Annotated in this window: 23 protein-coding genes; 7 read left to right on the top strand and 16 right to left on the bottom strand. The window is 73.0% G+C overall.

Annotation, left to right across the window (positions count from 1 at the left end; translation table 11 throughout):
• Positions 1-15 precede the first annotated feature (15 nt).
• The 3 genes from ACFWJX_RS10455 to ACFWJX_RS10445 all read right to left on the bottom strand — a co-directional run bounded on the left by ACFWJX_RS10455 (position 16) and on the right by ACFWJX_RS10445 (position 2,418).
• On the bottom strand, positions 16-837 hold the full coding sequence (locus tag ACFWJX_RS10455; RefSeq protein WP_383239816.1) for a M23 family metallopeptidase: 822 nt from the start codon (positions 835-837) through the stop codon (positions 16-18).
• Positions 838-910: 73 nt separating this feature from the next.
• On the bottom strand, positions 911-1,873 hold the full coding sequence (locus ACFWJX_RS10450; protein WP_383239813.1) for a glycoside hydrolase family 26 protein: 963 nt from the start codon (positions 1,871-1,873) through the stop codon (positions 911-913).
• 92 nt (positions 1,874-1,965) lie between these two features.
• Positions 1,966-2,418, bottom strand: a complete 453-nt coding sequence (locus ACFWJX_RS10445) for a GNAT family N-acetyltransferase (RefSeq protein WP_383239810.1) — start codon at positions 2,416-2,418, stop codon at positions 1,966-1,968.
• Positions 2,419-2,483: 65 nt separating this feature from the next.
• Here ACFWJX_RS10445 and ACFWJX_RS10440 point away from each other — a divergent pair, with 65 nt between their 5' ends.
• The 5 genes from ACFWJX_RS10440 (at position 2,484) to ACFWJX_RS10420 (ending at position 9,434) form a co-directional block, all read left to right on the top strand.
• Positions 2,484-3,029 (top strand): GNAT family N-acetyltransferase, encoded by a 546-nt coding sequence (locus ACFWJX_RS10440; protein WP_383239807.1) that lies wholly within the window; start codon positions 2,484-2,486, stop codon positions 3,027-3,029.
• A gap of 237 nt (positions 3,030-3,266) precedes the next feature.
• Positions 3,267-5,360: a TerD family protein gene (locus tag ACFWJX_RS10435; protein ID WP_383239804.1), complete on the top strand. Its 2,094-nt coding sequence runs from the start codon at positions 3,267-3,269 to the stop codon at positions 5,358-5,360.
• Positions 5,361-5,585: 225 nt separating this feature from the next.
• A complete protein-coding gene (locus ACFWJX_RS10430) occupies positions 5,586-7,271 on the top strand; it encodes a lysyl oxidase family protein (RefSeq protein WP_383239802.1) in 1,686 nt (561 codons plus the stop codon).
• Between the two features lie 84 nt (positions 7,272-7,355).
• The gene (locus ACFWJX_RS10425) at positions 7,356-7,823 is read left to right on the top strand and encodes a hypothetical protein (RefSeq protein WP_383239799.1); all 468 of its coding nucleotides are present in this window, start codon (positions 7,356-7,358) and stop codon (positions 7,821-7,823) included.
• Between the two features lie 318 nt (positions 7,824-8,141).
• Positions 8,142-9,434 (top strand): LCP family protein, encoded by a 1,293-nt coding sequence (locus tag ACFWJX_RS10420; protein WP_383239796.1) that lies wholly within the window; start codon positions 8,142-8,144, stop codon positions 9,432-9,434.
• 184 nt (positions 9,435-9,618) lie between these two features.
• On the opposite strand, the gene ACFWJX_RS10415 is transcribed toward ACFWJX_RS10420, so the two are convergent.
• Complete coding sequence (locus ACFWJX_RS10415; protein ID WP_383239793.1) at positions 9,619-10,881, bottom strand: sensor histidine kinase; 1,263 nt, start codon at positions 10,879-10,881, stop codon at positions 9,619-9,621.
• 63 nt (positions 10,882-10,944) lie between these two features.
• Here ACFWJX_RS10415 and ACFWJX_RS10410 point away from each other — a divergent pair, with 63 nt between their 5' ends.
• Positions 10,945-11,445: a MarR family winged helix-turn-helix transcriptional regulator gene (locus ACFWJX_RS10410; RefSeq protein ID WP_383239790.1), complete on the top strand. Its 501-nt coding sequence runs from the start codon at positions 10,945-10,947 to the stop codon at positions 11,443-11,445.
• Positions 11,446-12,120: 675 nt separating this feature from the next.
• Here ACFWJX_RS10410 and ACFWJX_RS10405 read toward each other — a convergent pair.
• The 8 genes from ACFWJX_RS10405 to ACFWJX_RS10370 all read right to left on the bottom strand — a co-directional run bounded on the left by ACFWJX_RS10405 (position 12,121) and on the right by ACFWJX_RS10370 (position 20,027).
• On the bottom strand, positions 12,121-13,389 hold the full coding sequence (locus ACFWJX_RS10405; protein WP_383239787.1) for an NADase-type glycan-binding domain-containing protein: 1,269 nt from the start codon (positions 13,387-13,389) through the stop codon (positions 12,121-12,123).
• On the bottom strand, positions 13,386-13,943 hold the full coding sequence (locus ACFWJX_RS10400; RefSeq protein ID WP_094103972.1) for a phage tail protein: 558 nt from the start codon (positions 13,941-13,943) through the stop codon (positions 13,386-13,388). Before ACFWJX_RS10400 ends, ACFWJX_RS10405 begins: the two co-directional genes overlap by 4 nt.
• A gap of 31 nt (positions 13,944-13,974) precedes the next feature.
• Positions 13,975-15,933 (bottom strand): putative baseplate assembly protein, encoded by a 1,959-nt coding sequence (locus ACFWJX_RS10395; RefSeq protein WP_383239784.1) that lies wholly within the window; start codon positions 15,931-15,933, stop codon positions 13,975-13,977.
• Complete coding sequence (locus ACFWJX_RS10390) at positions 15,933-16,376, bottom strand: GPW/gp25 family protein (RefSeq protein WP_086773005.1); 444 nt, start codon at positions 16,374-16,376, stop codon at positions 15,933-15,935. Before ACFWJX_RS10390 ends, ACFWJX_RS10395 begins: the two co-directional genes overlap by 1 nt.
• Before the next feature lie 52 nt (positions 16,377-16,428).
• The gene (locus ACFWJX_RS10385; protein WP_383239781.1) at positions 16,429-18,333 is read right to left on the bottom strand and encodes a VgrG-related protein; all 1,905 of its coding nucleotides are present in this window, start codon (positions 18,331-18,333) and stop codon (positions 16,429-16,431) included.
• The gene (locus tag ACFWJX_RS10380; RefSeq protein ID WP_383239778.1) at positions 18,333-19,058 is read right to left on the bottom strand and encodes a LysM peptidoglycan-binding domain-containing protein; all 726 of its coding nucleotides are present in this window, start codon (positions 19,056-19,058) and stop codon (positions 18,333-18,335) included. Before ACFWJX_RS10380 ends, ACFWJX_RS10385 begins: the two co-directional genes overlap by 1 nt.
• An 18-nt stretch (positions 19,059-19,076) precedes the next feature.
• Positions 19,077-19,502, bottom strand: coding sequence for a phage tail protein (locus ACFWJX_RS10375; RefSeq protein ID WP_073499605.1), 426 nt, complete (start codon positions 19,500-19,502; stop codon positions 19,077-19,079).
• A gap of 66 nt (positions 19,503-19,568) precedes the next feature.
• A complete protein-coding gene (locus ACFWJX_RS10370; RefSeq protein WP_383239775.1) occupies positions 19,569-20,027 on the bottom strand; it encodes an extensin in 459 nt (152 codons plus the stop codon).
• A 2,599-nt stretch (positions 20,028-22,626) separates the two neighbouring features.
• Between ACFWJX_RS10370 and ACFWJX_RS10365 the strand changes: the two genes are divergently transcribed.
• Positions 22,627-23,238 (top strand): hypothetical protein, encoded by a 612-nt coding sequence (locus ACFWJX_RS10365; RefSeq protein ID WP_383239772.1) that lies wholly within the window; start codon positions 22,627-22,629, stop codon positions 23,236-23,238.
• On the opposite strand, the gene ACFWJX_RS10360 is transcribed toward ACFWJX_RS10365, so the two are convergent.
• The 4 genes from ACFWJX_RS10360 to ACFWJX_RS10345 are packed head-to-tail and all read right to left on the bottom strand — an operon-like array spanning position 23,193 to position 25,911.
• Positions 23,193-23,345 carry a DUF6760 family protein gene (locus ACFWJX_RS10360; protein ID WP_167534914.1) on the bottom strand — a complete coding sequence of 51 codons (153 nt, stop codon included), beginning with the start codon at positions 23,343-23,345 and terminating at the stop codon, positions 23,193-23,195. The genes ACFWJX_RS10365 and ACFWJX_RS10360 overlap by 46 nt on opposite strands.
• A complete protein-coding gene (locus ACFWJX_RS10355) occupies positions 23,342-23,821 on the bottom strand; it encodes a hypothetical protein (protein WP_383239769.1) in 480 nt (159 codons plus the stop codon). Before ACFWJX_RS10355 ends, ACFWJX_RS10360 begins: the two co-directional genes overlap by 4 nt.
• The gene (locus ACFWJX_RS10350) at positions 23,821-24,264 is read right to left on the bottom strand and encodes a phage tail protein (RefSeq protein WP_073499531.1); all 444 of its coding nucleotides are present in this window, start codon (positions 24,262-24,264) and stop codon (positions 23,821-23,823) included. Before ACFWJX_RS10350 ends, ACFWJX_RS10355 begins: the two co-directional genes overlap by 1 nt.
• 54 nt (positions 24,265-24,318) lie before the next feature.
• Positions 24,319-25,911, bottom strand: a complete 1,593-nt coding sequence (locus ACFWJX_RS10345) for a phage tail sheath subtilisin-like domain-containing protein (protein WP_383239766.1) — start codon at positions 25,909-25,911, stop codon at positions 24,319-24,321.
• Between the last annotated feature and the right edge of the window lie 90 nt (positions 25,912-26,001).

Below are 26,001 nucleotides of genomic sequence, written 5' to 3'. Positions count from 1 at the left end.
GCCGGGGGGTGGCCGTCAGCCACCGACCAGTACCGCCTTCCTCCGCAGCCAGGACAGGGGCGACACCGCGGACCCCATGTACGGCGTGATCCGTACCTCGAAGTGGAGGTGCGGGCCGGTGACGTTGCCGGTCGCGCCGGCGAGGCCGAGGCGCTGTCCGGCCGCGACCCGCCCGCCCTTGCGGACGTCGATGCGGGACAGGTGGGCGTACTGCGTGAAGTAGCCGTCGGGGTGGCGCACGACGACCTGGTTGCCGAAGCCGTCGCCGCAGGTCGTCGCGCGGACGGTGCCGGGGCCGACGGCGTACACGGGCGTCCCGGTGGGCACGGCGAAGTCCTGGCCGGTGTGGCGGTGGGCCCAGCGGGAGCCGCGGGCGGCGTAGCCGGCGGAGAGCCGGTAGCGGCGGGTCGGCGCCGTCCAGCTCCCGGCGCGGCCCTCGGGCGCGCGGCTGCGGGTGCGGGCGGCCGGGCAGCGGCCGGCGCGTCCCGACGGGTCGACGGCGACGGGATCGCCGGCGTCGCGGGCCACCGACCACAGCGCGTCCCACAGCCCGGCCCGGATGGCCTTGCGGCGGCGTTCGGCGGATCTGACCTCTGAGGCGCGGGCGTCCTCGGCGCGGAGCCGGTCGACGTGGGCGCGGGCCTTCTCGTGGGCCCGGACGGTGCGAGTGGTCTCCTTGCGGAACGCGTCGTTCCCCGCCCCGGCGGGCACCGCGGCGAGCGCGACCAGCACGCCCGCGATCAGCACGGCAGCCAGGACGGACGGGAGGGAGGCCGAGGGCTTCCGCGGGGGAGCGAAACACATCCGCGGAAGGCGCGCGTGGTGTTCTCGTCGCATTTCGGGATCATCGGACCGGGGGGTGGGGGCGGACGGGACGGCGCGCGGGCGGTTCAGCCGAACGGACCCGCCGTCACCGGGACACCGCCGCCCGGTAGACGGCCGACGCCCGCGGATTGTCCCGACAGCGCCACACGCCGTGCGGGCAGTAGTCGGTGATGGTCTGGTACAGCGGCCGCTGCCGGGCGAACCAGCCGAGCATGCCGCGCATGTACGCGGCGTTGTCCCCGTTCCGGAACAGCCCCCACTCCGGATACGACACCGGCTTGCCGTGCTCCGCCGCGAACCGCACGTGCGCCGCCAGCCCGTACGGCTCGGCGACCTGCTCCTCGAAGGACATGCCCTCGGGCTGGTCGTAGGCGTCCATGCCGATGATGTCGACGTGGGCGTCGCCGGGGTAACAGTCCGTCCACGGCACGGCGTCCCGCCCCCGGCTCGGCGTGAACTCGAACCGGAACCGCTGCCCCGGCACCGACCGCAGCGCCGCCACGATCCGCGTCCAGTACGCCTTCCAGGCACCGGGATCGGGCCCGCAGCGGTGGGTGTAGGTGATCCCGTTCATCTCCCAGCCGACGACGAGCACACTGTCCGGCACCCCGAGCGCGACCAGCCGCCGCCCGAGCGCCGCGAAGTGTCCGTCGTGGTCACCGCGCGCACCCCTGCGCAGCTCCTCCCGGACGACGTCGTCGGGCAGATGCTCCTCGGTGCGCTCCAGCATCGGCACGTTCAGCACGAACATCCGGTCCGCGCGGGCCGTCCGCCACCGCGCCCAGTACTCCAGATATCCGGGCGCCCCCTCGATGTTGCTCCACCGGTCCCCCGGCAGATACGCCCGCCCGACCCGAGGCGTCGCCGCCCCCACCCACCCGTCCAGCCCCGCGATCCGCCGCACCCCGACGGCGTCGTACCCCACATAGGCCCCGAACGCCCCCGCGGGCACCGCCGGCCCGCCCCCCGACGGCACACAGGCGGGCCAGGCGACCAGAGCGGCGGCGACGAGAACCGCCCCGACAACGACACGCAGGAGCTGAGACACCGGCTCATGATGACGACCGCGGCGGCACCGGCAGACCGAACCCGCCCCAGGGCACTCGGACGGGGTCGGAGCCGGAGAGCAGTTCGGTCCCGTCAGCCCCGCCCGGCAACCGGCTCCCGCACCAGAAACACGTCCACCGCGTCCTCCCGCTCCATCACGAACCCGTGCCGCTCGTACAACCGCCGGGCCGCGCTGCCCTGGAGGACGTTGAGACGCAGCCGGACCGAGCCGCGGTCCGCCTCGCCGAGCAGCCGGCCGAGAACGGCCGAGCCGATACCCCGCCCCTGGACGTGCGGCGCGAGATAGAAGTGCTCCAGCCAGTGCGCGTCCGCCTCCGGCCGCACCGCCACACACCCGGCGAACACGCCACCGACCTCGATGACCCGCGTGTGCGCCGGCACGAACCCGTCCCGCAACCGCCCACGCACCCGCGACTCGTCGAACCGCCCGAGCCGCTCCAGATCCCCCCGCAACACCACGGCCCGCAACTCGGCGACAACATCGACATCAGCCGGGCCGGCGGGCCGCAGCCCCCATTCGTCCATGCCGGGGATGCTACGGCCGCCTTATCGGATTGCCGCCTGCGGTCCCACTCGGATAGGAAGCTCGCATGCTACGAGGCAGCAAGGTCGGGCTCAGGGCCCGGCACGAGGAGGACATCCCGATCCTGCGGGCCGAGCTGTACGACGACGTGGTCAACTCCGCGCGGTCCGAAGGCCGGCCGTGGCGGCCGATCACACCGGGCTCGAAGGACTCGCGGCTCGTGGTCGACGACAAGGAGGAAGGGCACGTCCCGTTCTCCGTGGTGGAGCTGGACGGCGGCACACTGGTCGGCACCGCGGTGCTGTGGGGCATCGACAACCACAACCGGACCGCGCACATCGGCCTTGGACTGCTGCCGACCTCCCGCGGCAAGGGCTACGGCACCGACGTGGTCGCGGCGCTGTGCCACTACGGCTTCGCCGTGCGCGGCCTCCACCGGCTACAGATCGAGACACTGTCGGACAACGCCGCGATGCTGCGCTCCGCCGAACGCAACGGCTTCGTCCGCGAGGGCGTGCTGCGCGCCTCGGCCTGGGTGATGGGCGAGTTCCTCGACGAGGTCCTCCTGGGCCTCCTGGCCCAGGACTGGAAGCCGACCGCGAAGCACGACTAGCTGAACGCGTTCCTCGGCGCCGGTGCCCGTACCCGTACCGGGCCGATGAACGTGCCCCGCTCCGTAGCCAGGAGGCCCGTCCGTCGCAGGGGCCTTTCCAGCGGATCGCCCCTCGGTGCGGCTTACGGGCACTACAGTTCCCCCTGCGACGCACTGTGTCGCACGTCACGCAGGTGGGGCGTGGTGGGCGGGTGAAGGGGCTTTCGGGCGCTCGCCGCGCGTGGTCTGGGGGGATTTATGCACGAGATGGTCAAAGGCGCCAACGTAGGACTGTCGGCGCTCAGCGAGGACGTCGACGCGGTGATCGTGAGCCTGGGGTGGGCGAGCCCGACCGGCGAAGGGGACGCGGATGTGTCCGTCCTGCTGCTCGACGGGAACGGAAAGGTTCGCAGCGACGCCGATTTCTACTTCTACAACAACCCCGTCGCCCCGGACGGAAGCGTGCAGCTCCTGGGCAAGGCACCGGTCGGTGAGGGCAGCGAGGACCGGATCGGATTCGACCTGACGGCGATCCCGGCCGACGTGGAACGGATCGTCGTCGCCGCGAGCCGCCACGAGGGCGCCCGATTCGGGGAGTTGGACGACCTCAGGGTCACCATGGCCGACGGGTCAGGGGAGGACCTCCTCCGGTTCGCGATCGACGACGCCGGCTCGGTGAGCGCGTTCATCTTCGGGGAGCTGTACCGGCGCGCGGACGAGTGGAAGTTCCGGGCGGTCGGACAGGGCTACGACGCCGGACTCGCCGGACTCGCCACCGACTTCGGCGTCGACATCGATGACGCTGCCGACGACGCCTCCGATGAAGCCTCAGGCGACGCTGTGGACCGAGACGCGGGCGACGAGGTCTCCGGCGACGGGAAGACGGACGGGAAGACGGCGACCAGCGGGGCCGGGTCCGTCCCGGCCGCCGTCGAGGCCGCGCCCGAGGCGACCCTCCCCGCGGTTCCCGCCCCGCGCACGGCCGCGGACGACGTGGTGCCGGACAAGACGCCTGCGCGGCCCCGAACGGCCAAGAAGAAGGTCACGCTGCCGAAGGCGGCGAAGAAGTCCCTCGCGGAGAACGAGTCCTGGAAACAGGCCCGCCTCTTCCCGGTGTCCGCGCTCAAGAGCGACCGTGACCGCGAGACGCGGGCGACCTCCGTGCTGCTGTCGGTGATGGCACAGGTGCCGGAGTTCGGCCGACGCCTCACCGCGGGCTTCGGCGCCCCGGCGGGCCGGATGGAGACGTTCACCGAAGTGCCGCTGCCGCACGGAGACACCCCCCGACGCCCGGACGGCGTCATCCGGGTAGAGCGGGCAGGCAAGCTGTGGACCGCGCTGGTCGAGACGAAGACCAACGGCAACGCGCTCAGGTCCGACCAGGTCCAGGCCTACATGGACATCGCCGCGCGGCGCGGCTACGAGGCCGTCATCACGCTCTCCAACGACGTCGCGCTCGAGGGCCGTCCCCTGGTGGATGTCAAGATCGACGGACGCCGCAAGCACAAGGTGGCGCTCCGCCATCTGTCCTGGGCCGAGGTCACCCACCATGCGCAGCTGCTCATCGGACACGAGGGCGTCGGCAACACCGCGCACGCCTGGCTGCTCAAGGAACTGCTGCACTACCTCCAGCACGAGAACTCCGGCTGCCACGGGTTCCAGAACATGGGCTCGGCCTGGGTGCCCGTGCGCAGGGGCATAGACGACGAGACCCTCTGCCAGGGCGACCCGCGCGCCCTGGAGGTCGTGGAGAGCTGGGAGCGTCTCATCCGCCAGGTCTCCCTGGGACTCGGCGGCGGCCTGGGCCAGAAGGTGCTGCCCGTCCAGCGTGCCCGACGCGGGACCGACCCTGCGGACCGGCGGGCCCGGATGGCCGACCAGCTCTGTGCGGAGGGGAAGTTGGAGGCGGAGCTGCGTATCGAGGGGACGCCGGGGGTGCTTGCGGTCGGTGCCGACCTGCGGACCGGCCGGCTGCGCACGTCCATCGAGGTCCCCGCACCCGAGCAGGGCTACCCGCTCACCTGGGCGAAGCGGCTCGTGCGGCGGCTGGCGGAGGCACCGGCGGATCTCCATGTGGAGACCCTGGTCGAGGAGGAGACGGGCGGCCCGCGAGGCACTCTCGAGAAGCTCCGTCCGGAACCGGCGGACCTCCTGCCCAGGAACGGCGCGAAGATCACCGGCTTCCGGCTCACCCTCATCAAGGGCATGGGCAGCGGGCGCGGCAATGCGGAGTCCGGCTTCATCCGCAGCGTCGACGACGCCGTGCAGCGCTTCTACGGCACGGTCGTGGTCCACCTGGAACACCCTGCTCCGCGCAGGGCGCCCGCGGCGGACGGCTTGGTCACGGGCTGACCTCGCGGTCAGGTCGGTCGGGGCGAGCGGGCAGATCGGTCGGGTCGGCCGGTCGTCGGTTCGGGTGAAGTTGGGGGCAACAGGCAACCTGGGTAAGGGGTTTACCTCTCTCACAGGGTGCTCACAGGCTCTCCCGGGGCGCATGGGGTGCGTTCGTACGGTGGGTGGGTCCGCGGGCTGTCCAGTCCGATGCCACTGACCATGGCACTCGCAGACGAGGAACCGATGACCAGTCAGCATGACCGTAGGAATCTCAAGCGGGCGGCGTTCGCCGCGGGGGCCGCGCTTGCCGTCGTCGCCGTCGCCGGGGCCGCCCCCGGCGCCGGCGCGGCACCGCAGGCCGCCAAGCCCGGTGTGCCGCAGCTCAAGCTGATCGCCGCGTCGAAGTCCGTGACGCTCGACCGGTGGAACTGGGAGGGGGAGCCGCCCGGGGTCTTCCTGGACCTGGGCACCTACGTCCAGGTGGAGAACGCGCCGCTGGAGTTCAAGGTGACGCGCAAGTCGTACAAGACGCCCGTCGTCGCCCAGCAGATCCTGCGGGACGGGACGAAGGTGAAGACCAAGGCGCTGCCCGCCGGGCTCGTGCAGGACTTCAGCGGGCTGCCCGGGTTCCTGGAGGTGTCCGTCAAGGATGCCGCCGGGAAGGAAGTGGCAGCCACCAAGGGCAACTTCTGCCCCAACAACGCCTCCGGCCGCGTCCGTCCGGACGCCCCGGCGACCTCGCACTATCCGCAGAGCTGCCCCACCAACCCGTTCACCCTGGGCTCGGTGTGGGGTGTCGAGAAGGGCTGGGCCGCCAACTCCTCCACCGTCGACTACGACGAGCGCGTCGACCTCCCGGCGGGCGAGTACACCGCCCAGGTGGCGGTCGCCAAGAAGTACCGCGACCTGTTCGGCATCCCCGACGAGCGGCCGAGCATCAAGGTGACGGTCCGGGAGCAGAGCGACGGGGAGGAGGGTGGTGGTGCGGGGCTGCGGTCCTCCGCGCACGGGGACCATGCGGCTCACGCCGCCGGCGGGCACGGGGCCGGGCACCACTACGGGCCCCGCGGCGCCGACGCGCCCACCCCGCCCGCCCTCTCCCACGCCCTCGAGGACCGGGGCCTCGCCGACCACCTCGGTGACGGCGCCGGGCACACCGACGGCTCCCGCATCGCGCCCGCGCTGAAGGCGAACGCCAAGGCGCCCACCGGCCGCGCGAGCGTCCCGGCGAACGTGCCGAAGCCCGACCTGCGGTCCCTGCCGGCCTGGGACATCACCGTCACCGACGGCGAGGACGGCGACGTACCGGGCAAGGACTACCTCGCCTTCAGCGCGAACGTGTGGAACGCCGGTCCGGCCCCGCTCGTCGTCGACGGCTTCCGCAGCCCCGGCGAGGACCTCATGGACGCCTACCAGTACTTCTACGACGCCGACGGCAAGCAGGTCGGCTACACCCCCACCGGCACCATGGAGTGGGACCCGCGCATCGGCCACGAGCACTGGCACTTCACCGACTTCGCCAGCTACCGGCTGCTCAGCGAGGACCAGTCCAAGGAGGTCCGCAGCGGCAAGGAGGCGTTCTGCCTCGCCAACACGGACGCCGTGGACTACACGGTGAAGAACGCCAACTGGCACCCGTACAACACCGATCTGTCGACCGCGTGCGGCCAGCAGAACTCCATCTCCGTGCGGGAGGTCCTCGACGTCGGCTCCGGTGACACGTACACCCAGTACCGTCCCGGTCAGTCCTTCGACATCACCGACCTGCCGAACGGCACCTACCACATCCAGGTCATCGCCAACCCGGCCAACCGCCTCCAGGAGACCGACCTCAAGAACAACGTCTCCCTCCGCAAGGTCGTCCTCGCCGGCACGCCCGGCGCGCGGACGGTCTCGGTCCCGCCGGTGGACCTGATCGACGCCCCGTAACCGTCCCGCCCCCGCGGTGGGTGACGCCCACCGCGGGGGCGATACGGCTGGACAGCTGCCCTGACCTGCTGGGACGCTCCGCCGGTGACCCTCACCGAGCTGCTCGCCTCCGTCGCCCTGACCGCCCGCCTGGGTCCCGTGCACGTCGACGCGTCCTGGGACGACGTCACCGCGGCCCTCGGTGAGCCGCGGGAGCTGCTCCGGAACAGGCGCGGGCCCCGCCTCTTCGGGTACGGCGGCCTGGAGGTCCTCGTCTGCCGGTGCCGCCAGGTGCGGCTCATGACCGTCCAGACGTGGACGGAGACCGTCGGACTGCCCGCACACCCGGGCATGTTCCCCGGCGAGCCGACCGAGGCGGACGTCGTCGCCGCGCTGGACCGGGCCGGCTGCCTCTGGGAGGTCGACTCCGCGCACACCTTCGGCAACCAGCGTGGCCTGCGTGTACCCGCGACCTCCGCCAGGTTCGTGTTCGTCGTCCCGGAGACCGGCGAACCCCGACTGCACTCGATGGGCCTGCCGGACAACGGCCACCGGTGCCCGACGGCGACCTGACGGGAGCGGCACCCGCAGGGCAACCCTTGTGGGGCTTGGGCCGTCTTCTGAGTCGGCTGAGCTTTTCGGACGTATTCCTTGACGCATGTAGGGTTCCGACGTTCGGCGGTGACCAGCGAGGCCGACGATCCAGGCACGGTACGGGGTGAAGAACGGCCGAGGCGGAGGCGAGCACCGGTGAGCGGGACGAGAAGGCGTGGACGTACTCCGGTGGAGGCGACCGGCCGTGGGACCAGGGCGAGGCAGGGCGGCGGCCGGGGCGGACCCGGCGGGACGCGGCTCACTCGGCGCGGGCGGTTCCTCGCCTGGGGCGCCGGGGTGACCTCCGTGGTCGTCCTCGGCGTCGGCGGTGTCGGCGCGTGGGTCTACAACGACCTCAACAACAACATCGACTCCGCGGCCGTGGACGACAAGCTGGGCGACGACCGGCCCGAGAACCTCAGCCCCGGCTCGAAGAACATCATGGTCGTCGGCTCCGACAGCCGGGACGGCGCGAACGCCAAGTACGGCAAGGACCTGACCACCATGCAGTCGGACACGCTGATGGTGCTGCACATCCCGGCGAACCGGAAATGGGCCGCCGTGGTGTCCTTCCCGCGTGACTCCTGGGTGGACATACCGTCCTGCGACATGGGTGACGGCAAGACCTCCGACCCGCACAAGGCCAAGATCAACGAGGCGTTCGCGATCGGCGGCAGTGCCGGCGAGGTCGCCGGGGCCGCCGCGTGCAGCATCAAGACCGTCGAGGCCCACACCGGCCTGCGTATCGACCACTTCATGTCGGTCGACTTCTCCGGCTTCAAGGGCATGGTCGACGCGCTCGGCGGCATCGAGGTCTGCCCGAAGGAGCCCATCAAGTCCGACAAGGCCCAGCTGGAGATGGACGCCGGCTGCCAGAACGTCGACGGCGAGAAGGCCCTGGGCTACGTCCGCGTCCGCTACGGCGTCGGCGACGGCTCCGACATCAGCCGCATCGGCCGCCAGCAGGAGTTCATGGACGCCCTCGCGGCGAAGGCCCAGTCCAAGCTGACCAGCCCCGACGCCCTGTACGGCTTCCTCCAGTCCGCCACCAAGTCGCTGACCACGGACCCGGACCTGGCGGGCATCAAGCCGATCTACGGGCTGGCCAACGAACTCAAGGGCATTCCCAGCGACCGGCTCGCCTTCCTCACCGTGCCCAACTACCCGCGTGAGGCGGACGTTCCGACCGACAAGGCCAACGTCGTCTGGCAGTACCCGCAGGCGGCCGATCTGTTCACCTCCCTGGCCAAGGACAAGGAGATGACCAAGGCCCAGTTGCAGGCGGCGACGAAGAACCTCGTGTACGCCTCCCAGGTGAGCGTCCGGGTCCTCAACGGCACCGGGCAGTCCGGGCGCGCCGCGGCCGTCGCCGAGAAGCTGCGCACCATGGGCTTCACCGTGAGCGGTACGGGCAACGCCCCCGAGACGGTGACCAGTACGTCCGTCAGCTTCCCGGCCGGGCTGGAGAAGCAGGCCGCGGTGCTCTCCTCACGGTTGCCCAAGGCACGGTCGGCCGCGGCGGCGGACGCGCAGGCGGGGGTCGTCACGCTGGTCGTCGGACCGGACCTGGACGTCGGTGAGATGGGCTGACGGAGTCCCTTCGGGCCGAGTTGGCGAGACGTGGGACCGCGTGTAACATTGATCTTGAGCTGGTCGCCACAACAACGGTGAATCGGTTCTGCGTCGGTGGTCCAAGGAAAGACGCCCCACTTCCTGTGGGGAGGTGCAGGTGCAAGGCCTGCCCGGCGCTCCGGTGAACGAGTCCCCTCCCGTGTCAAGCGGGGCGGGACTCGTTCTGTTTACCCGACGTCCCCGACTCGGCCGGCTGCCCCATGTCCGCCCGCGCCAGCGGCAGTTCGGTCAGGACCTCGAAGCCGCCCTCCGGCCGGTGCCCCGCCCGGACCCGCCCGCCCGCCGAACGTGCCCGCTCCCGCATGCCGATGAGGCCGTAGCCCTCCCCGCCGGGTGACGGGTGCCGGAGCCGGCGGGCGACCGCGCCGCCGTCGTCGGTGACACTGACCGACACGTGATCGTCGGTGTAGACGAGCCGCACCTCGGCCTTGCCGGGCCCGGCGTGCTTGGCGACATTGGTGAGAGCCTCCTGCGCGATCCGGTACGCCGTGAGGTCCGCGCCCGCGGTCAGCGGACGTGGCTCACCCTCGGTACGGACGCTGACGTGGACCCCCCCCGCCACGTGGAACGAGTCGGCCAGTTCGGCGAGTTGGGCCAGCCCTGGCGTCTTACGCGGGGACGGGGACCGGGTGTGGTCCGCCGCGTCGTCCCCTTCCCGGCGCAACAGGCCGACCGTGGCCTTGAGTTCGCGCAGGGCCGAGGCGGTCGTATCCGCCAGGTCGGCGACGATCCGGGACGCCTCCTCCGGGCGGGAGGGCAGCCGGCGGGCCACCGCGCCCGCCTGGAGTCCGGCGAGGACCAGGTGATGGGCGACCACGTCGTGCAGATCGCGGGCGATGCGCATGCGCTCCTCGGTGACCCGGCGCCGCGCCTCCTCCTCGCGGGTGCGCTCCGCGTGCTCCGCGCGCGCCCGCACGGCGTCCAGGTACGCCGTCCGCAGCCGGGTCACTGTGCCCAGCGAGGTGGGCAGCAGCAGCCAGGCGGTGGGGCCCAGCAGCTTGAGGACCAGGGGTTCGCCGTCCGGTCCGGCCAGCAGGCCCGTGGCCACGAGCAGGGCCGCGCCGGTGAAGGCGAAGGTGTTGGCGGTCCGGCGGTCGGTGCCGGCGGCCAGCGAGTACAGCGCGACCATGAGCGGCGCGAGCAGCAGCACCGTGAGCGGATGGCCGAGCGCGGCGGCGGCGACCGCGCAGGCGAGGGTGACGGTCACGGTGCCGCGCGGATGGCTGCGGCGCCGTACGACCGCCGCGCAGGCGGCCGCGGCGAGCAGGACGCCCGGCCACCAGGGGAGGTCCGGGTGCCGGCCGGGGAAGGTGATCGCGCTGCCGGGGAACGAGCAGGCGAAGAGGGTGGCGGCGAGCGCTGCGTCGCTGACGCGGGAACGGGTGGCCGGGGCGGCGGAGGGCATGAGCGGGATCCTGTTCGCGACGTGACTTGCTTGAGTTAGGCAACTATCTGTTACCGTGAAGAGATGCCGACACCGACCTCCGCACCCCAGGTCCCCGCCGATGTCATCGACATGGAGCGGGCCCTCACCCGCGTCGCCTATCTGGCCGGACGCGCCCGGCAGCACGAGCGGCTGATGGCGATCGCCGACCTGCCCCTGGACCGGGCCGCCGTGACGATCCTTCGGCACCTCGCGGAGGCCGACCCGCTGCGGCCCGGCATGCTGGCCGCCCGGCTGACGGTGGAGGCCTCCCATGTCACGCGCCAGCTCACGCAGTTGGAGAAGGCGGGCCTCGTCGCCCGGATGCCGGACCCGGACGACGGTCGCGCACAGCTCATCGCGCTCACCGGTGCGGGCCTTGCTGCCGTGGAACGCATCCGGGAGGCCGGCCTCCGCGGCATGCGGATGGCCCTGGCCGACTGGTGGCCACGGGACCTGGAGGTGCTCGCCGGGCTTTTCCACCGGCTCGTCGACGACTTCGTCCGGCACACGGAGACCGCGGTGGACGGGTCGACGGCGTCCTGAGCCGTCACGGTCGGAATGTCCGGCGTGCCGTCCCGGCCCGTGGAGAAGACGAACAGGCGAAGGATCAGGAAGCGGGCGATCCCGGCCAGGCCCGAGGCGCCGAGGTAGACGATCTGTTCCGTCGGCATGCCGGGCGAGGACTGCACCGCGTGCAGGGTGAACACCGCGGCCGAGGTCGCCAGGTAGGCGGCCCCGGCCGAACCCGCCGACTGCCAGTGCCGGCGCAGACCCGCACGGCGGCCGGTGTGGAAGGCGAAGCGGGCGTGCAGCTCGGTGCACAGGAGGGTCGAGGCGATCGTGATCAGCGCGTTCGCCAGGATCCATGGCATCCCACCGGCCAGGACGGGGACCGTCAGGCTGGAGAGGATGCCGATCCCGCCGCCGACGACCGCGAAGCGGAGGAAGGCGGCGAAGGGGCCCGTCGCGGAGACGGGGCCGGCCGGGGTGGACCTCGCGGCGGCGGCGGGGCGGGGGTGGACCGGTGCCGCGGTCGGCTGGGGGGCGAGCAGCGTCTGCACGGCGGTCCTCCGGAGGGCGAGTAGATTGCTTAACTCAGGCAACGATATAGAGATTGCTTGAGTTACGCAAGTACAGGTGCCTCAGGGATGGGATGCCGCGGGGGTACGCGGACGGGGGCGGCCACCTGTTCAGTGGCCGCCCCCGTCCCCGCCGCCGTCAGGACGAGTTCGCGCTCGACCGGCCGAAGAACTCGATCTCCGCGATGGCCACCTGCTTGCTCGCCGAGGCGCCGTACGCCGATTCCAGTGTGAAGCGCACCTTCGTCACCTCACCCACGCGGAACGCCCGTCGCTGGCCGCCCGCGCTCTGGTCGAGCGTGAGGTCCCGCGTCGTGGTCCTGCCGTCCTTCGTCGTGATCGTCACCTTGATGCGGTGCGGCAGGGCCGACTGGGAGAGCTGATCGGCGCGGGTCGACGTGCCCGGCGTGATGATCAGATCCAGCAGCCGGGTCGGCTCGGCGAAGCGGGCCTCGATCCACTGGCCCTCGCCGGACTGTGTGACACCCGGCCCCCACCAGGTGTTGTTCACCTTGTCGAAGAGCAGGTCGGGCTTGTGGCCCGGGTAGGAGCGGGAGGCCGTGAACTGGTCGGGCGCGACCGGGGCGCGCTTGGCGAAGTGGTCGCGGGTGGCCTGGACCCAGCCCGGGGCGCTCACCCCGACCCAGATCAGCAGGCTCAGGACGGCGGCGGCCACCACCCACGTCAGGATCCGGTCGAAGGTGCGCCGCAGTCGGGGCCGGTCGCCCGCCCACGGGGTCTCACGGTTGCGGAAGTCCAGCACCCGGCGCCACCACGGGCGGTGCCGGGCCGAGCTGTCCTCCGTCCTGGTCATCGGCATCGCGCAGCGTGTGCAGTAGTGCCGGTCGGGGCGGTTCGGGGTCGAGCACCAGGGGCACGGCACGCCGTTCTCGTCACCCTGCTGCGGACCCGGCGCCCGCACCTGCGGACGGTCCGCCACCGGCCGCCCCGGCAGCACCGGCGAGACCGACGGGGGCGGCGTGGGACGGGCCTCCGGGTCGGCGACGGGGACCAGGAGGGAACGGGCTCGGGCGTTCATCGCGTCGGCGTCGGCGGCGGCGACCTCGGGTGTCGGCACCGTGGGAGCGGCGTCGGCGGCGGTTGCGGCGGGCACGGGCTCAGTGGGCGCGGTGTCGTCGGACGCGGGGACCGGCGGGAGGGTGTTCTCCGCCGTGTCCTCGCTGTCGGAATCGACCGGGGCGGCCGGGGTGTCAGCCGTACCCGTGCCCGCCGGGGCCGGGGCCGGGGCCGGGGCGGGGGCCGGGCTCGTGGCACCGGAGGACTGCGAGGCCGCCGCCGTACGGGCGGGGGTGCGGTCCGTCCAGCCGAGGACGGCCCCGCAGGCGTCGCAGAAGGACTGGCCCGGCTCCGCCCGGGTGCCGCATTCGGCGCAGTTCTGGGTGGTCATCTCTCGGGGGTCCTTTCGGCGACGGTCACGGTGACCGTGTACGGCATGTGGGCGGGGCGGGCGGCCGCCACGAGGGCGTCGAGGCGGTGTTCGTCCGCCGGGCCGGGGTCGGGCAGGCGGAGCGTGACGTGCAGGTGCGGGCGGGGTTCGCCGGGGACCGGGCCGAGCGGGCGGGCACTCCAGGCTGCGCCGCCGCTCTCGGAGATCTCCGGCCGCACGCCGAAGGCCAGCCGGATCGCCTCCGCGAGGCCGCGCCGGGTGCCGCGCACGCGGTGCAGGTAGGCGGCGGCGGCGACCGCGGCCCGCAGCCGTTCCTCGGGTTCGGTGCCGTCGGTCTCGGCGCCGACCCAGCCGGCCAGCCAGCGGGTGAAGTCGACGGGGGCGAGGGCGGGGTCGAAGTAGGCGGGGAGGCAGTCGAGGACGTTGTGGATCGGGGCGATCACCTCGTCGAGTCCGGCGACGAACCGCTGGGCGAGGTCGTCGTCGGCGAACACGGCGGGCAGCATCGCGCCGATCGGGGCGGACGAGCCGAGCCCGTCGACCGAGCCCCTCATCGGACCGCCCCCATCGCCCGCGCGGCCGGGTTCACGAGCCGTCTCCGATCACGCGGACGCGGTGGTCGTAGGAGAAGACCAGGGCGGGCGCGGACAGGTCGATGCGGTCGGTGGCCTCGCCGCGTTTGCCGGTGAGCGGGTCGGCGGGGTGCAGGGTGACCTGGTCGACGAGTTCGACGCCGGGGACGCGTTGCAGGACGGCGAAGACCTCACCGGACTGGACGGGCCGTCCGAAGGGCCAGCCGCGGCCGTCGGTTCCGCCGGTGAGCGGGTCGAGGTGCCGGTAGAGGGCGTCGTGGGCCTTGCGGCGCACCCGGTCGGTGTCGACGCCGCGGAAGGCGTGCACGGTCGAGACGACGGTGACGCCCTGGTAGTACGGCGGACCGACGGCCAGCCGCGTGCCGATCAGGCGGCGTTCGTCGAGGTGACGGGTGATGCGCTCCAACAGAACGTCACCGGGGACAAGTTGCTCGAAGCGGAGCCGCCCGCCCGGGTCGGGGACGGCCTGCGGGACCACCAGCACCCGTACGGCGTATGCCCCGTGCTCGTCGGGGTCGCCTTCGAGGCAGGTGATGCGGGCGGTCTCGGGGGCGGCGCGGCGGGCCAGTTCCTCGTAGTCGCGCAGGGTGACGGCACGCTCCTGGGCGCGCAGGGTGATGGGGGCGCGCACCTTGGCCTCGTCGACGGTCTCGCCGTCGACCCCGCCGCGCGCGGCCTCCCGGTTGACCACCTCGGAGACGTACGGCACGGAGGTGCGCAGCACCTGTACGGAGCCGCGGGCCACGTTGCCGGCCCGGCCGCCGCCGGTGCGGTAGCGGCGGGCGCGGATCACCGAGCCCTTGGGGGCGACGGTGCCGTACTGGCGGAGTTTGCCGTCGGGTTCGCGCACGGACGGGCCGAAGGCGATCTCGCCGGTCGCCGCGTCGAGGGTGACATGGCGGTCGTCGGGGCCGGACGCGGCGAAGTGCGGGACGACCTGCCAGTCGGTCCAGCCCTCGTGCTCGGCGGTCTGGAGGAGGAGGGGCGGGTCGTCGCCGACGACCGGGGCGTGCGCCAGGCGCAGGCGCTGGCCGGGCAGGCCGGTCGACTCGCCGAGCGCCTCGTCGTACACCGTCTCGGCGTGGACCGTGGGGGCGGTGCCGCCGACCGTGAAGGCCTCGGCGGAGCGCACGGTGGGCGAGGTGGTGTAGAAGGGCTGGCCGGTCAGCGGTTCGGTGACGCGGCAGCGCAGCCATCCGGCCTCCTGACCGCCCGAGCGGGACAGGACATGGCCCGCGGGGACGTGCAGGACGACCTCGCCGGGCCGGTTGAGGCCGCCGGTGCCGTCGCGGTCGACCTCGCAGGACTGCCAGCCGTCCTCCGTCCACGCCTCCCAGACGAGCGGGGGCTGGCGCGGGTCCACGCCGACGCCGTCCACCCGGCTGTCGAGTTCGAGGGCGACCGCGCAGTACGGGACGGCCGCGCTCAGGCCGAGCAGCATGCAGTCGCCGGGCTGCGGCGCCTCCGAGAAGCACAGCAGGTCCTTGCCCTCGGCCAGGTCGGTGGTCCGGTCGGCGACCGGCTCGCCCTGGTGCTGCACGACGAGATGACGCAACTCGCACGGTACGACGGACAGTTCGCGTTCCGTCGCGAAGACCACCGCCTCCTCGCTCTCCGTGCGCACGGTCGCCACCTCGGTGCCCACCGGCAGCAGCACGGTCTCCTCCTGCGGCGCCGACAGCCAGAAGGTGACGTCGGCGCGGGCCGCGGACGGCGGGAACAGGTGGATGCCGACCAGGTCGAGGAAGGCGAGGTGGTTCTTCTCCGGGACCCGGTTGAGGCGGTAGACGATCTGGTCGGCCATGTGGGCGACCGTCTCGACGAGGGTGACGCCGGGGTCGGAGACGTTGTGGTCGGTCCACTCCGGGGCGCGCTGCTGGATGTAGCGCTTGGCGTCGTCGACGAACTGCTGGAAGCGGCGGTCGTCCAGATTGGGGGAGGGCAGAGCCATCAGCGGTCGCTTTCGGAAGCCGTACCCGAGGAGGCCGGGGAGTCCGGCTCGTCGTGGGACGGAATGACGTAGAAGGGGAAGACGAGGCTGCGCGGGTTGTTGGTGCCGCGGATCGCGTAGCGGACGTCGATGAACAGCACGCCCTGCTCCGCGCCCGCGGTGACCTCGACGTCGGTGACCTCGATGCGCGGCTCCCAGCGGTCGAGGCTGGCGTACACCTCGTGCTGGATGCGGCCCGCGGTGGCCTCGTTGACCGGGGCGAACACGAGGTCGTGGATGGCACAGCCGAACTCCGGCCGCATCGGGCGCTCGCCCGGCGCGGTCGCGAGGACCAGCCGGATCGCCTCCTCGATCTCGCGCTCGCCGCTGACCAGGGCGATGCCCCCGGTGGGGCCGATGCGGAGCGGGAACGCCCAGCCCGATCCGACGAATTGCTCGGCCATCAGACGGCCACCTGCCTTCTCCTGGTTTCGACGGTGTGCCGTCGGTGCGTCGTCACGGCAGCGGGTACGGCTTGGCGTTGACGAGTACGGCGCCCTGGAGCATGACCGTCGCGGCCCGGATGCCCACGTTGGTGGTGGAGTTGACCTGGACGGTGGTGCCCGCGCTGAGCGTGGCGGCGCCGACCGCCTTGAGGTTGAGCAGGCCTGCCGCGTCCACCGACACCACGCCCGTCAGGGACCTGATGTTGACCAGGCTGCCCCTGAGGGTGAGGGAGCCGCCGCTTCTGATCGCGAGGTTGCGGCCGGCGCTGAGCGTGAGGTCGGTGCCCGCCTTCACGGTCACCGACCGGGAGCCGGTGATGCTGACCGCGCCCTTGCTGTCGACGGTGATCTCGGTCTTCGTCCGGTCCAGGTTGATGACGAGCCGGTCGTCGCCGGACGTCACCCGCACGCCCTGCTTGCGGCCGCCGGTCTTCTGACTGAGCAGGTCGACGCGGTTGCCGTCCCGGTCGGACAGGGTGTGCCGGGCGGCCCGGCGCCGCGCCCCGTCGTGCAGGGGCACGTCCCTGACCGGCGTCGGCTTGTCCCTGCCGTTGTAGAGGCCGCCGATGACGTACGGGTGGTCGAGGGCGCCCCGGTCGAAGGCGACCAGCACCTCGTCGCCCACGTCGAGCGGGAAGATCGAGCCGCCGTCCTTGCCGCCCCACTGCACGACCCGCGTCCAGTCGCTGACGTACGCGTCGTCCAGCCACGGGAACTGGAGCTTGACCCGGCCCTGTTTGAGCGGGTCCATGATGTCGGTGACCAGGGCGTTCGCGGTGCCGGGCAGGCGCAGGCCGTTGTGCGGGTCGCCGCCGCCGGACGCGAGCCCGTACAGCGACCGCCACTGCCGGCCGCTGACGGTGACCCACGCCTCGTAGTGCCGGCCGTCGCCGAAGACGTGCCGTACGGACGTCGCCGTGTACTTGCCCTCGAAGGGGGCGCCGACGTCGGCGAGCGTGACGGGCAGGCCCGGCCGCAGCTTGGGGGTGCCGCGCGCGACGACCTCCAGCTCGGCGAACGAGCCGGTCACCTCGTCGGCGAGGGCCTCCGCGGCGAACTTCACCTCGGACTGCCGGTCGTACGGCTGTTGCGCGTCGACCAGTTTCGCCGGCTTGAACTTGGCGGCGGCCTCACCGGGCGTCGTGCCGATGCTGATGCCCGGGTTGCTCTTGGCCGGTGCGGTCGCGGTGAGCTTCTTCTTCGTCGTGACGTCCCAGCCGCGCGCCTCGACCGTGCCGACCTGTTCGGCGGAGGTGACGGCGGCCCGCAGCCGCAGGATGTCCGTCCCGGCCTCCAGGACGAACGGGCTCTTGTCGCCGGGGGTGGAGGTGGCCGGCGCGCCGGAGGCCGGGTCCGGGCGCACGAACTGGAACTTGCCCTTCGCGTCGACCGACATGACCATCTCGTTCTCGTCGGCGAGCCGGGCCAGGAAGTCCCAGTCGGTGACGTTGGCCTGGCTGATGAACTCGTAGACCGTCTTCGTGGCCTGGATCCGCCCGACCGGCACGCCGTCCTGCGCGGCCAGCTTGCGGGCGATGTCGGAGGCGCTCTGGTTGCGGTAGGCGGCGACACGGCGCTGACGCATCAGCCGGTGACCGTGGTCGTAGCCGCGGATCACGGTGAAGGAGCCGGTGCCGTCGTAGTCCGCCTCCAGCCCGCACACCTCCCCGGTGAGCAGCGGGTTCGCGGCGCCCTGACCGTCGGCGACGGGCGCCAGGACGACCGGCGTGCCGAACTTCACGCCCAGCTTGCCGAGGACCTGGTGGTAGGGGTCGCGGAAGGTGAGCCGGAACGCGGCCGGCACCCCGAGCCCCTGGTCCACCCACCCCTCGACGAGGAGCGGCGCAAAGTCGGAAGGGAGCGGCCGGCCGCCCAGGGTGACCTGGATGACGCTCGAATACGCCGACTGCACCATCAGAAACGCACCTCCTCGGCGGCGGGCAGCACCAGTTCGGTGCCGTTGGCCAGCCGGTTCGGGTCGTCGATGCCGTTCGCCTCGGCGATGGTCCGCCAGGCCGCCGTGTCGCCGTACTCCCGCCAGGCGAGCGACTGGAGCGAGTCCCCCGCGACGACCCGGTGCACCCGCTGCGCGGTCAGCGCGCCCGACGTCGGGTTCTGCCCCTTCGTCTTGCTGGGGATCTCGTGCAGCCGCACCTGACAGGTGGCCCGGATGGGCACACCCGTCGTCCCGAACAGCGAGTAGCTCACATCGACACTGCTGACGTACGACGTGAAGCGGGCCGTCGAGAACGAACCCCACTGGAACACCACCCACGGCGGCGACGGCTGCTTCGCGGCGATGCTCTTGGTCGTCACCTCGCAGCACTCCAGGAGCGACTCGACCTTCTTCAGGACCGTGTTGCTGCCCGGCTTGTCCGACGAGTCCAGGAAGATCTCGACGGTCATCTCACGCGGCTCCGGACCCATGAACTCCGGTACGGAACCGTCGCGGACGGCCGCCGTCGGCGTCACCTTCCACTGGGCACGACGGCCCAATTGGAGCTGCGACGGGTTGAAGTCGAACCCGAACGACTTGATGAGCCCGCCCGGTGTGGTGCTGGAACCGACGGGCGGCTCGTGGATCGCCAGCGTGGCCCGCACGAGGCTCTTGCCGGCGCCGCCCTTGCTTCCCTTGGCCATGACGTTGCTCCCCTCCGCTCAGTCCGTGAAGCCGTGGTGGGTGATCTCCAGGACCTCCGTCGCGACGCCCGGATTCGCCGGGTCCAGCGACGGCCCCTGCCAGCTGACCGGCAGCACGTCGATCAGGCCCCACCGCGCCACCTCCGAACCGTCCGCGCGCAGCGCCGCGATCTGGGCCGTCGGCCGGGTCACGCCCGTGGTGACCGACGAGATCCACTTGGCGACCTTGGTGGTGTCCGGGGTGAGGGGCCGGGTCAGCCGGATCGTGGAGAAGGTGACGCGCGACGGGAGCTGCCAGACGAACCCGTTGTTGCCGCCCTCCTGCCGGTGCTCGATCTCCACCTGGGAGGACAGCCCCTCGCACCCGTTGAAGTAACCGAGGCTCTCCCCGTCGATGGTCAGGGTGAAGAAGATGGTGGAGCCCGGGTCGAGATCGCGGGACATCGAGGGGCCTTTCTCGCTCAGCGGTGGGATCGGTGCGTTCGGGGCGGGTGGCGGTCGCGTACGCGGTCAGTGCCGGGGGTCGCGGAGGCGGCCGATGCGCTCGCGGTCCAGGCGGAGTTCGGTCCGGAGAAGGCGGGTGATGCGGCCCGTCAGACGGTGGGTCAGCTCGTCCAACTGGAAGTCGGTGAGCGCACGGGGGTCGAAACCACCCCGGGGGACCTCCGAGTAGGCGGGCGGGGGAGGGCTTTCGGAGTAGGGGGGCGGGGCGTCGGCGTGGGCATGGGTGGGTGCGGGGACGGTGGGGGGTGGAGGCGAGGGCGGGCTGTGGAGGGCCGGGGCGCGCTGGACCGGTGGGGCGGGTGGTGCGGCTCGGGGCGGCGGGGCCGGCGGGAGCGGGGCCTGCGCGGCCGGCAGGGCCGGGAGGGCGGCCGGGGGCGCCGCCCGGCGGGGCTGGACGACGGGGCGGGGATCGGCACCGGGTGCGATACGGCGCAGGGGTACGGCGACGGGGCGAGTGGTCTTCATGGGCCTTGTCCGGGTGGGGACGGGGGTGGAGCCGGCAGTGGATCCGGGCGGCGGCGTGGTCGTCGTGCGCGGTACGGCGGACTGGGCGTGGGGGGCGATGGGACGCGCCGTTCGCTGGACGGGCGGGGGGACAGGGGGGGCGACCGGGCGGACCTCGGCCGGGGCGGTGCCCGACCGTGCCGGGGCGTTGCCGGGCAGGGACATGCCGGGGAGCGGTGTGGGAGGTGTCGCCGTGCGTCCGGTGGAGCCACGTGGCGCGGTGGCGCGCTGCACGACCGGCGGAGCCGCGGGCGCGCCGAGCGGCACCGCGCCCGAGGGCCGGGCGGGGAGCGGAGCGCCGAGGGCGGGGCGCGGGGTGCTCCGCACGGGGGCCGCGGGGACCGGGGCAGCGGCGGGAGACGACAGCGGGGGCACGTGGGCCGAGGGCGCCTGGACGTGACCCGCGGGTCCTCGCGCGGGGGCGCCCAGGCCTGCCCGGCGAGCGCTCCGCTGGACGGGGGGCGCCGGTGGCGTGTGGGCGGGGGCGACGACTGGCTTGCCGGGGGCGGGAGTCGAGGCGACCGCGGGTGTCGTGCCGCTGTGCGTTTCCGGCTGCTGAACGTCCGTCGGGCTGGTCGGCCGCCCGGTCGCTACGGCCTCGTGGAGCACGGGAGTTGTGTGCCCCGGGACGGCAGGCTGCTGAGGCGCGGTCGGCGTGCGGCGGGGTGGGACCGGTGCCGTGGCGCCGGACACGGTCGCGCGCTGTACGGCGGGGGGCTTCGGGGTTTCCGTCGACGCCGGTACGTCGGCCAGGACCGGCCCTGCCTCGACCGGCGGGGTCGGCGTGCCGAGCGAGGGCCGGGTGACGGCCGGTGGGCTGGAGGGGCTGGCCGTCGGGAGAGGCGCGGAGGACGGCGTCGTAGAGCCGAGGGGGGAGCGCTGCACGCTCGGTGCGGTGCTCGGACTGCCGCTTGCGGGGCGGGGACCGGATACGGGACGGGTACTGGAGGGGGACCCGGCACCGGCGGGGGGCGTGGCACCGGGCGTGGGCGCGGAACCGGAGGTCGGAGAGCCACCCGACGTGAGCCCCGCACCGGGCGGAACGGGCGAGGAGGGCGCCGGTGCAGCCGCCCTGGTGGCTTCGCCGGGGGAGGGGCGGGCCGGTGTGGGAGTGGGCCTGCCGGTCGCACGTTGTGCGACGACGTGGCTCGGCACGTCCCCTGGAGCCCTGGTGCCAGAGGTGGGTGTGGCAGGGGGAGTGGGTCGGCCACCGGACGGGACCGGCGAGAAGGGCGATGGTGTGGTCGTCCTCGTGGTTTCGCCGGGAGAGGGGCGGGCCGGTGTCGAGGTGGGCTCGCCCGTGGCACGTTGAGCGATGACAGGGCTCGAAGCGGTCCCCGGAGTTCCGGCGCCGGAGGCGGGCTCGGCGCCGGAGGCGGGCCCGAAACCGGAGGCGGGCCCGGCACCGGACGTGGGCCTGGCAGAGGGCGTGCCGGGCGGGACCGGCGAGGCGGGAGCCGGTGTGGTCCCCCTAGTGACTTCGGCGGGGGCGGGAGGGGTCGGTGTCGAGGCGGGCGCGCCGGTCGCACGTTGTGCGTTGACGGGGCTCGGCACTGTTCCCGGGGCCCCGGCACCGGACGTGGGTGTGGTGCCGGACGTCTGCCTGGCACCGGAGGCAGCTCCGGAGGCGGAGGTGGGTGTGGCACCGGACGTGGGTGTGGCACCGGAGGGCGGTCGGTTACGGGATGCGCTGGGAGGAGTCGCGGTGGAGGGCGACGGCGAGGCGGCCCTCGGGGTTTCGGCGGGGGCGGGAGGGGTCGGTGTCGAGGCGGGCGCGTCGGTCGCACGTTGCACGTTGACGGGGCTCGGCATTTTCCCCGGAGTCCCGGCACCGGACACGGGTGCGGCACCGGAGGCAGGCCCGGCGCCGGAGGTGGGTGTGGTACCGGATGTCGGCCCGGCGCCGGAAGTGGGTGCGGTGCCGGACGTCGGCCCGGCGCCGGAAGTGGGTGCGGTGCCGGACGTCAGCCCGGCACCGGAGGCGGGCCCGGTACCGGACGTGGGTGTGGCGCCGGACGGCGGTCGGTTACGGGATGTGCTGGGCGGAGTTGTGGTGGAGGGCGACGGCGAGGGGGTCCTCGGGGTTTCGGTGGGGGTGACACGGATCGGTGTCGAGGCGGGCGCGCCGGTCGCACGTTGCACGTTGACGGGGTTCGGCCCGCTCCCCGGAGTCCCGGCGGCCGTCGGGGCGGGAGCCGCGCCGGGCCGTGCCGAGGGACCCGGACCGACAGTCGGACCAGTTCGCCGGACGGCACCCGCGGAACGCGGCCGGGTCACCGGCCGCGGGCTCACCGCCGTACCCGCACCGACCCCGCCCTCGGCCCCCGACCGCTGCACCAGCGGGGCCACCGGGGCAACAGGTGCCACCCGCTCACCCACCCCGGACACCGGGTGCTCGACCCCGCCCGTTGCCCCGGCAGGACCTGGCGAGGTGGCCGGGCGCGGCGAGGCCGGTGGGGCCGGCTCCTTGCCGGGTGCCGTGGGTGCGCCGCCGGTCTCCGTGTCTGTGCCGGTACCGGTGGCGGCCGGGACCGGGGCGGACGGAACCCGTGCGGGCAGCGTGCGTCGCTGCAGCGGCGCGGCGGTCGACCTGGTCAGCGGAGCCGGTGTCGCCGCGGGGCGGGGCGGGGCGGGCCGCACGTGGATGCCCCGCGCGGGGGCGGCGGGAGCGGGCCGAGCCGATGGTGCCGGCATCACGGTGGTGGACTGGACGGACGGCGCCGAGGGCGCCGCAGGCGTGGGCGCCGATGCCGCGCCCGCCACCGGCACCACCGCCGCCGGGCGCTCGGCGAGAGCCGGTGCCGATGCCGGTGTCGGCGCCGAGGTCAGGTGGTCCAGCAGGCCGCCCGACCGGCCGTCCAGGACCGCCGGTGACGGTGAACCGGTGAAGGAGGGGTTCCGCCAGGTGGCCAGGCGGCTGCCGAAGCCGGCGTCGGCGATGCCCGCCGCACCCCCGCCCCCCGCCGCCCGCTGCACGGGCGGCAACGTGGACCAGGCGGCAGGACGCGGACGTACCGGCACGGTGGCCGCACCGGCATCCGGCACGTCCGGCCCCGGCCCCGACGCCGTACCGGCACCCGCAGAGCTGTCCGTGGGGCGACGGAAGCGGTCCAGGAAGCCCATCGCTCAGCCCTCCGCGCGCGTCACCAGGGACGCGATGCTGTCCGTGTAGCGGCGGCGGTCGTGGTGTTCCAGGTCCAGGATCTCGTCGTGGCCCCAATGGAAGTGGAAGGCGACGTACGCGATCTCCTCGTGCAGCCGGTCGGTCGCGTACGTCACGATTCCCCCAGGCGGCTCCCGCCGAGTTCGACCTCGAAGGACTCCGCGCAGTGCGGGCACTCGACGGTCGCGCGGGTGTGGCCCTCCGCGTTCACCTGGCGGTAGAAGTCCTGGAGGAACGCCAGGTCGGAGGCGAACATGTTCTCCACGATCCCGTCGTGGACGAGCGGGAGCGTGCCGAGGCGGGTGATGACCCGGCCCAGCAGGACCACCGACAGGTACGCCGGGTTCTCCTGGACGCGGATGTCGCGCAGCGGGACGAGTTCGTCCCGTGCGGTCGCCAGCCGCATCACGCCGTCGCGGTGGACGGTGCCCGCCTCGTCGACGTAGCCGCGCGGCAGCTCGAAGGGGAACTCCGTCCGCAGGCGCTGCTGCACGACCGGCGCGGGCGCGGGCGCCGGCGCCGCGGGCGGGAGCGGGGTGTTCTCCTGCTCCCCGCCCGCGGGCGCCGCCGCCCGCAGAACGGAACGTCGCATTACTCGATGACCAGTTCTTCGAACGTGATGGTCACCGTCTCGGTCAGCGCGGCGGCCTCGCCGGCCTTCACCGTGCTGGTGTCGATCTTGCTGCACCAGGCGTTGCGCATGTTGTACCGCTTGACCGGGTTGTTCTGGTAGTCCATCACCATGATCGTGGCGTTCTTGCGGGCGGAGCCCATCACGCCGTTGATCGACTCGGTGATCCACGTGTTGAACGCCGCGGACTGCGTCATACCGCGTACGACCGTGCAGGTCCCGGCCTTCTTCACGCCCGGCAGCTTCTTGGTGACCGGCTTGCCCTGCGCGGAGACCTGCTGGTACTCGATGACGTCCTGTTCCAGGCTGAGGCCGCTGACCTCGGCGAGGTACTCGACCATCACGCCGTCGATCTGGAGGCCGAAATTGTGCGAAGTGAGAGCGTCACCCGGCTGGAGACTCATCTGGCTGTCCTTCTGGGGGAGTTGACTGCTGACAGTGGAGCGAGGGAGGAGCGGTTACTCCTCCAGCTCCCCGTTGCCGCTGGAGAACTGGGCCAGCCGGAAGATGACGAACTCGGCGGGCTTGACGGGCGCGATGCCGATCTCGCACACGACGCGGCCGACGTCGACCGACTCCTGCGGGTTGGTCTCCTCGTCGCACTTGACGTAGTACGCGTCCTCGGGCCGGGCCCCGAACAGGGCGCCGCTGCGCCACTCGTTGACGAGGAAGGCCGACACGTTGCGTCGGATCCGCGCCCACAGGGCGTGGTCGTTCGGCTCGAACACCACCCACTGGGTGCCGATCAGGATCGACTCCTCCAGGTAGTTGAAGTACCGGCGGACGTTCAGGTAGCGCCAGGCCGGGTCGGAGGAGAGGGTGCGGGCTCCCCAGACGCGGATGCCGCGGCCCGGGAAGGCGCGGATGCAGTTCACGCCGATGGGGTTGAGCAGGTCCTGCTCGCCGCGGGTGATCTGGATCTCCAGGTCCACCGCGCCGCGTACGACCTCGTTGGCCGGGGCCTTGTGGACGCCGCGCTCGGCGTCGTTGCGGGCCCAGACGCCGGCGACGTGGCCGCTCGGCGGGATCAGCCGGGACTGGCCGGACGCCGGGTCGAAGGACTTGATCCACGGGTAGTAGAGGGCGGCGTACTTGGAGTCGTAGCCGGCCGTCTCCTGGCGCCAGACGCGGATCTGGCGGGCGTTCAGGCTCGGCGGCGGGTCGATGATCGCGACGCGGTCGCCCATCAGCTCGCAGTGCGCGATCAGCCCGAGCTGGACCGCCTTGACGGCCTCCAGGTCGATCGCGCCGCGCTGGTAGGCGGCCATCAGGTCGGGCACCGCGACCATGGAGATCTCGTCGACGGCCTCCAGGCCGCCGAAGCCGGTGCGGTCGGCGCTGTCGCCGAGGTACTGCGCCGGGCCCGCGGACCGGGGGGCCTCCGTGCCGGTACCGGCGGCGGCCGGGGCGGCGGGCGGCGCGGCCAGCGTCACCGTCTGGTTGTCGGGGCGGGCCAGCTGCGCCGACGGCGCGGCCTCCGCCACCGTGATGAGCTTCGAGCGCTCCTTGACCTGCGTGACGACGTACGAGCGGTTGCCCCGCTTGGCCGTCACGTCGAACGTCTCGACCGGCTTCTCGCCGTCCTTGACGATCAGCTTGAAGCGTTCGGCGGGGCCCTCGCCCTCCGGGTCGGCGACCTCCACGGTCAGCGGGCCGCCGGACTGGCCGGCCGCGTTCGCGGTCACGGTGAAGGTGCCGAGCTGCGCGGGCTCACCCGCGGGCAGCGCCGCGGGGGCCGCGGAGCCGGTCACCGCGGCCGGGGACGCGTCACCGGCGGCGCCCCCGTGGCTGCCGCCGACCCGGACGACGTACGCCGCCGAGCCGCCGTTGTTGAAGAAGCCGTAGACCGAGTGCGCGAGGTAGTAGCCGTCGGTGAAGTCACCGAACGCCGCCACGTACTGGGTCCAGTTGGTCACCAGGGTCGGCTCGTTCAGGGGACCGGACGGGGCGAGGCCCACGAAGGCCGCCACCGAGGTACCCACTCCCTCGATGGGGCGCGAGCCGCTGGCCACCTCCTCGACGTATACGCCGGGCGACAGGTAGGACGGCATGCTGTGCTCTCCTCGGGGTACGCGTCAGGACGTCTCTCACGGTCACGCGCGGAGCGCGTCCGCCGAAACGGCCTCCGGTGCCGAAGTGGG

This window comes from Streptomyces sp. NPDC058335 (assembly GCF_042723915.1).
Taxonomy (GTDB): Bacteria; Actinomycetota; Actinomycetes; order Streptomycetales; family Streptomycetaceae; genus Streptomyces.
This window is presented reverse-complemented; position numbering and strand designations above follow the sequence as displayed.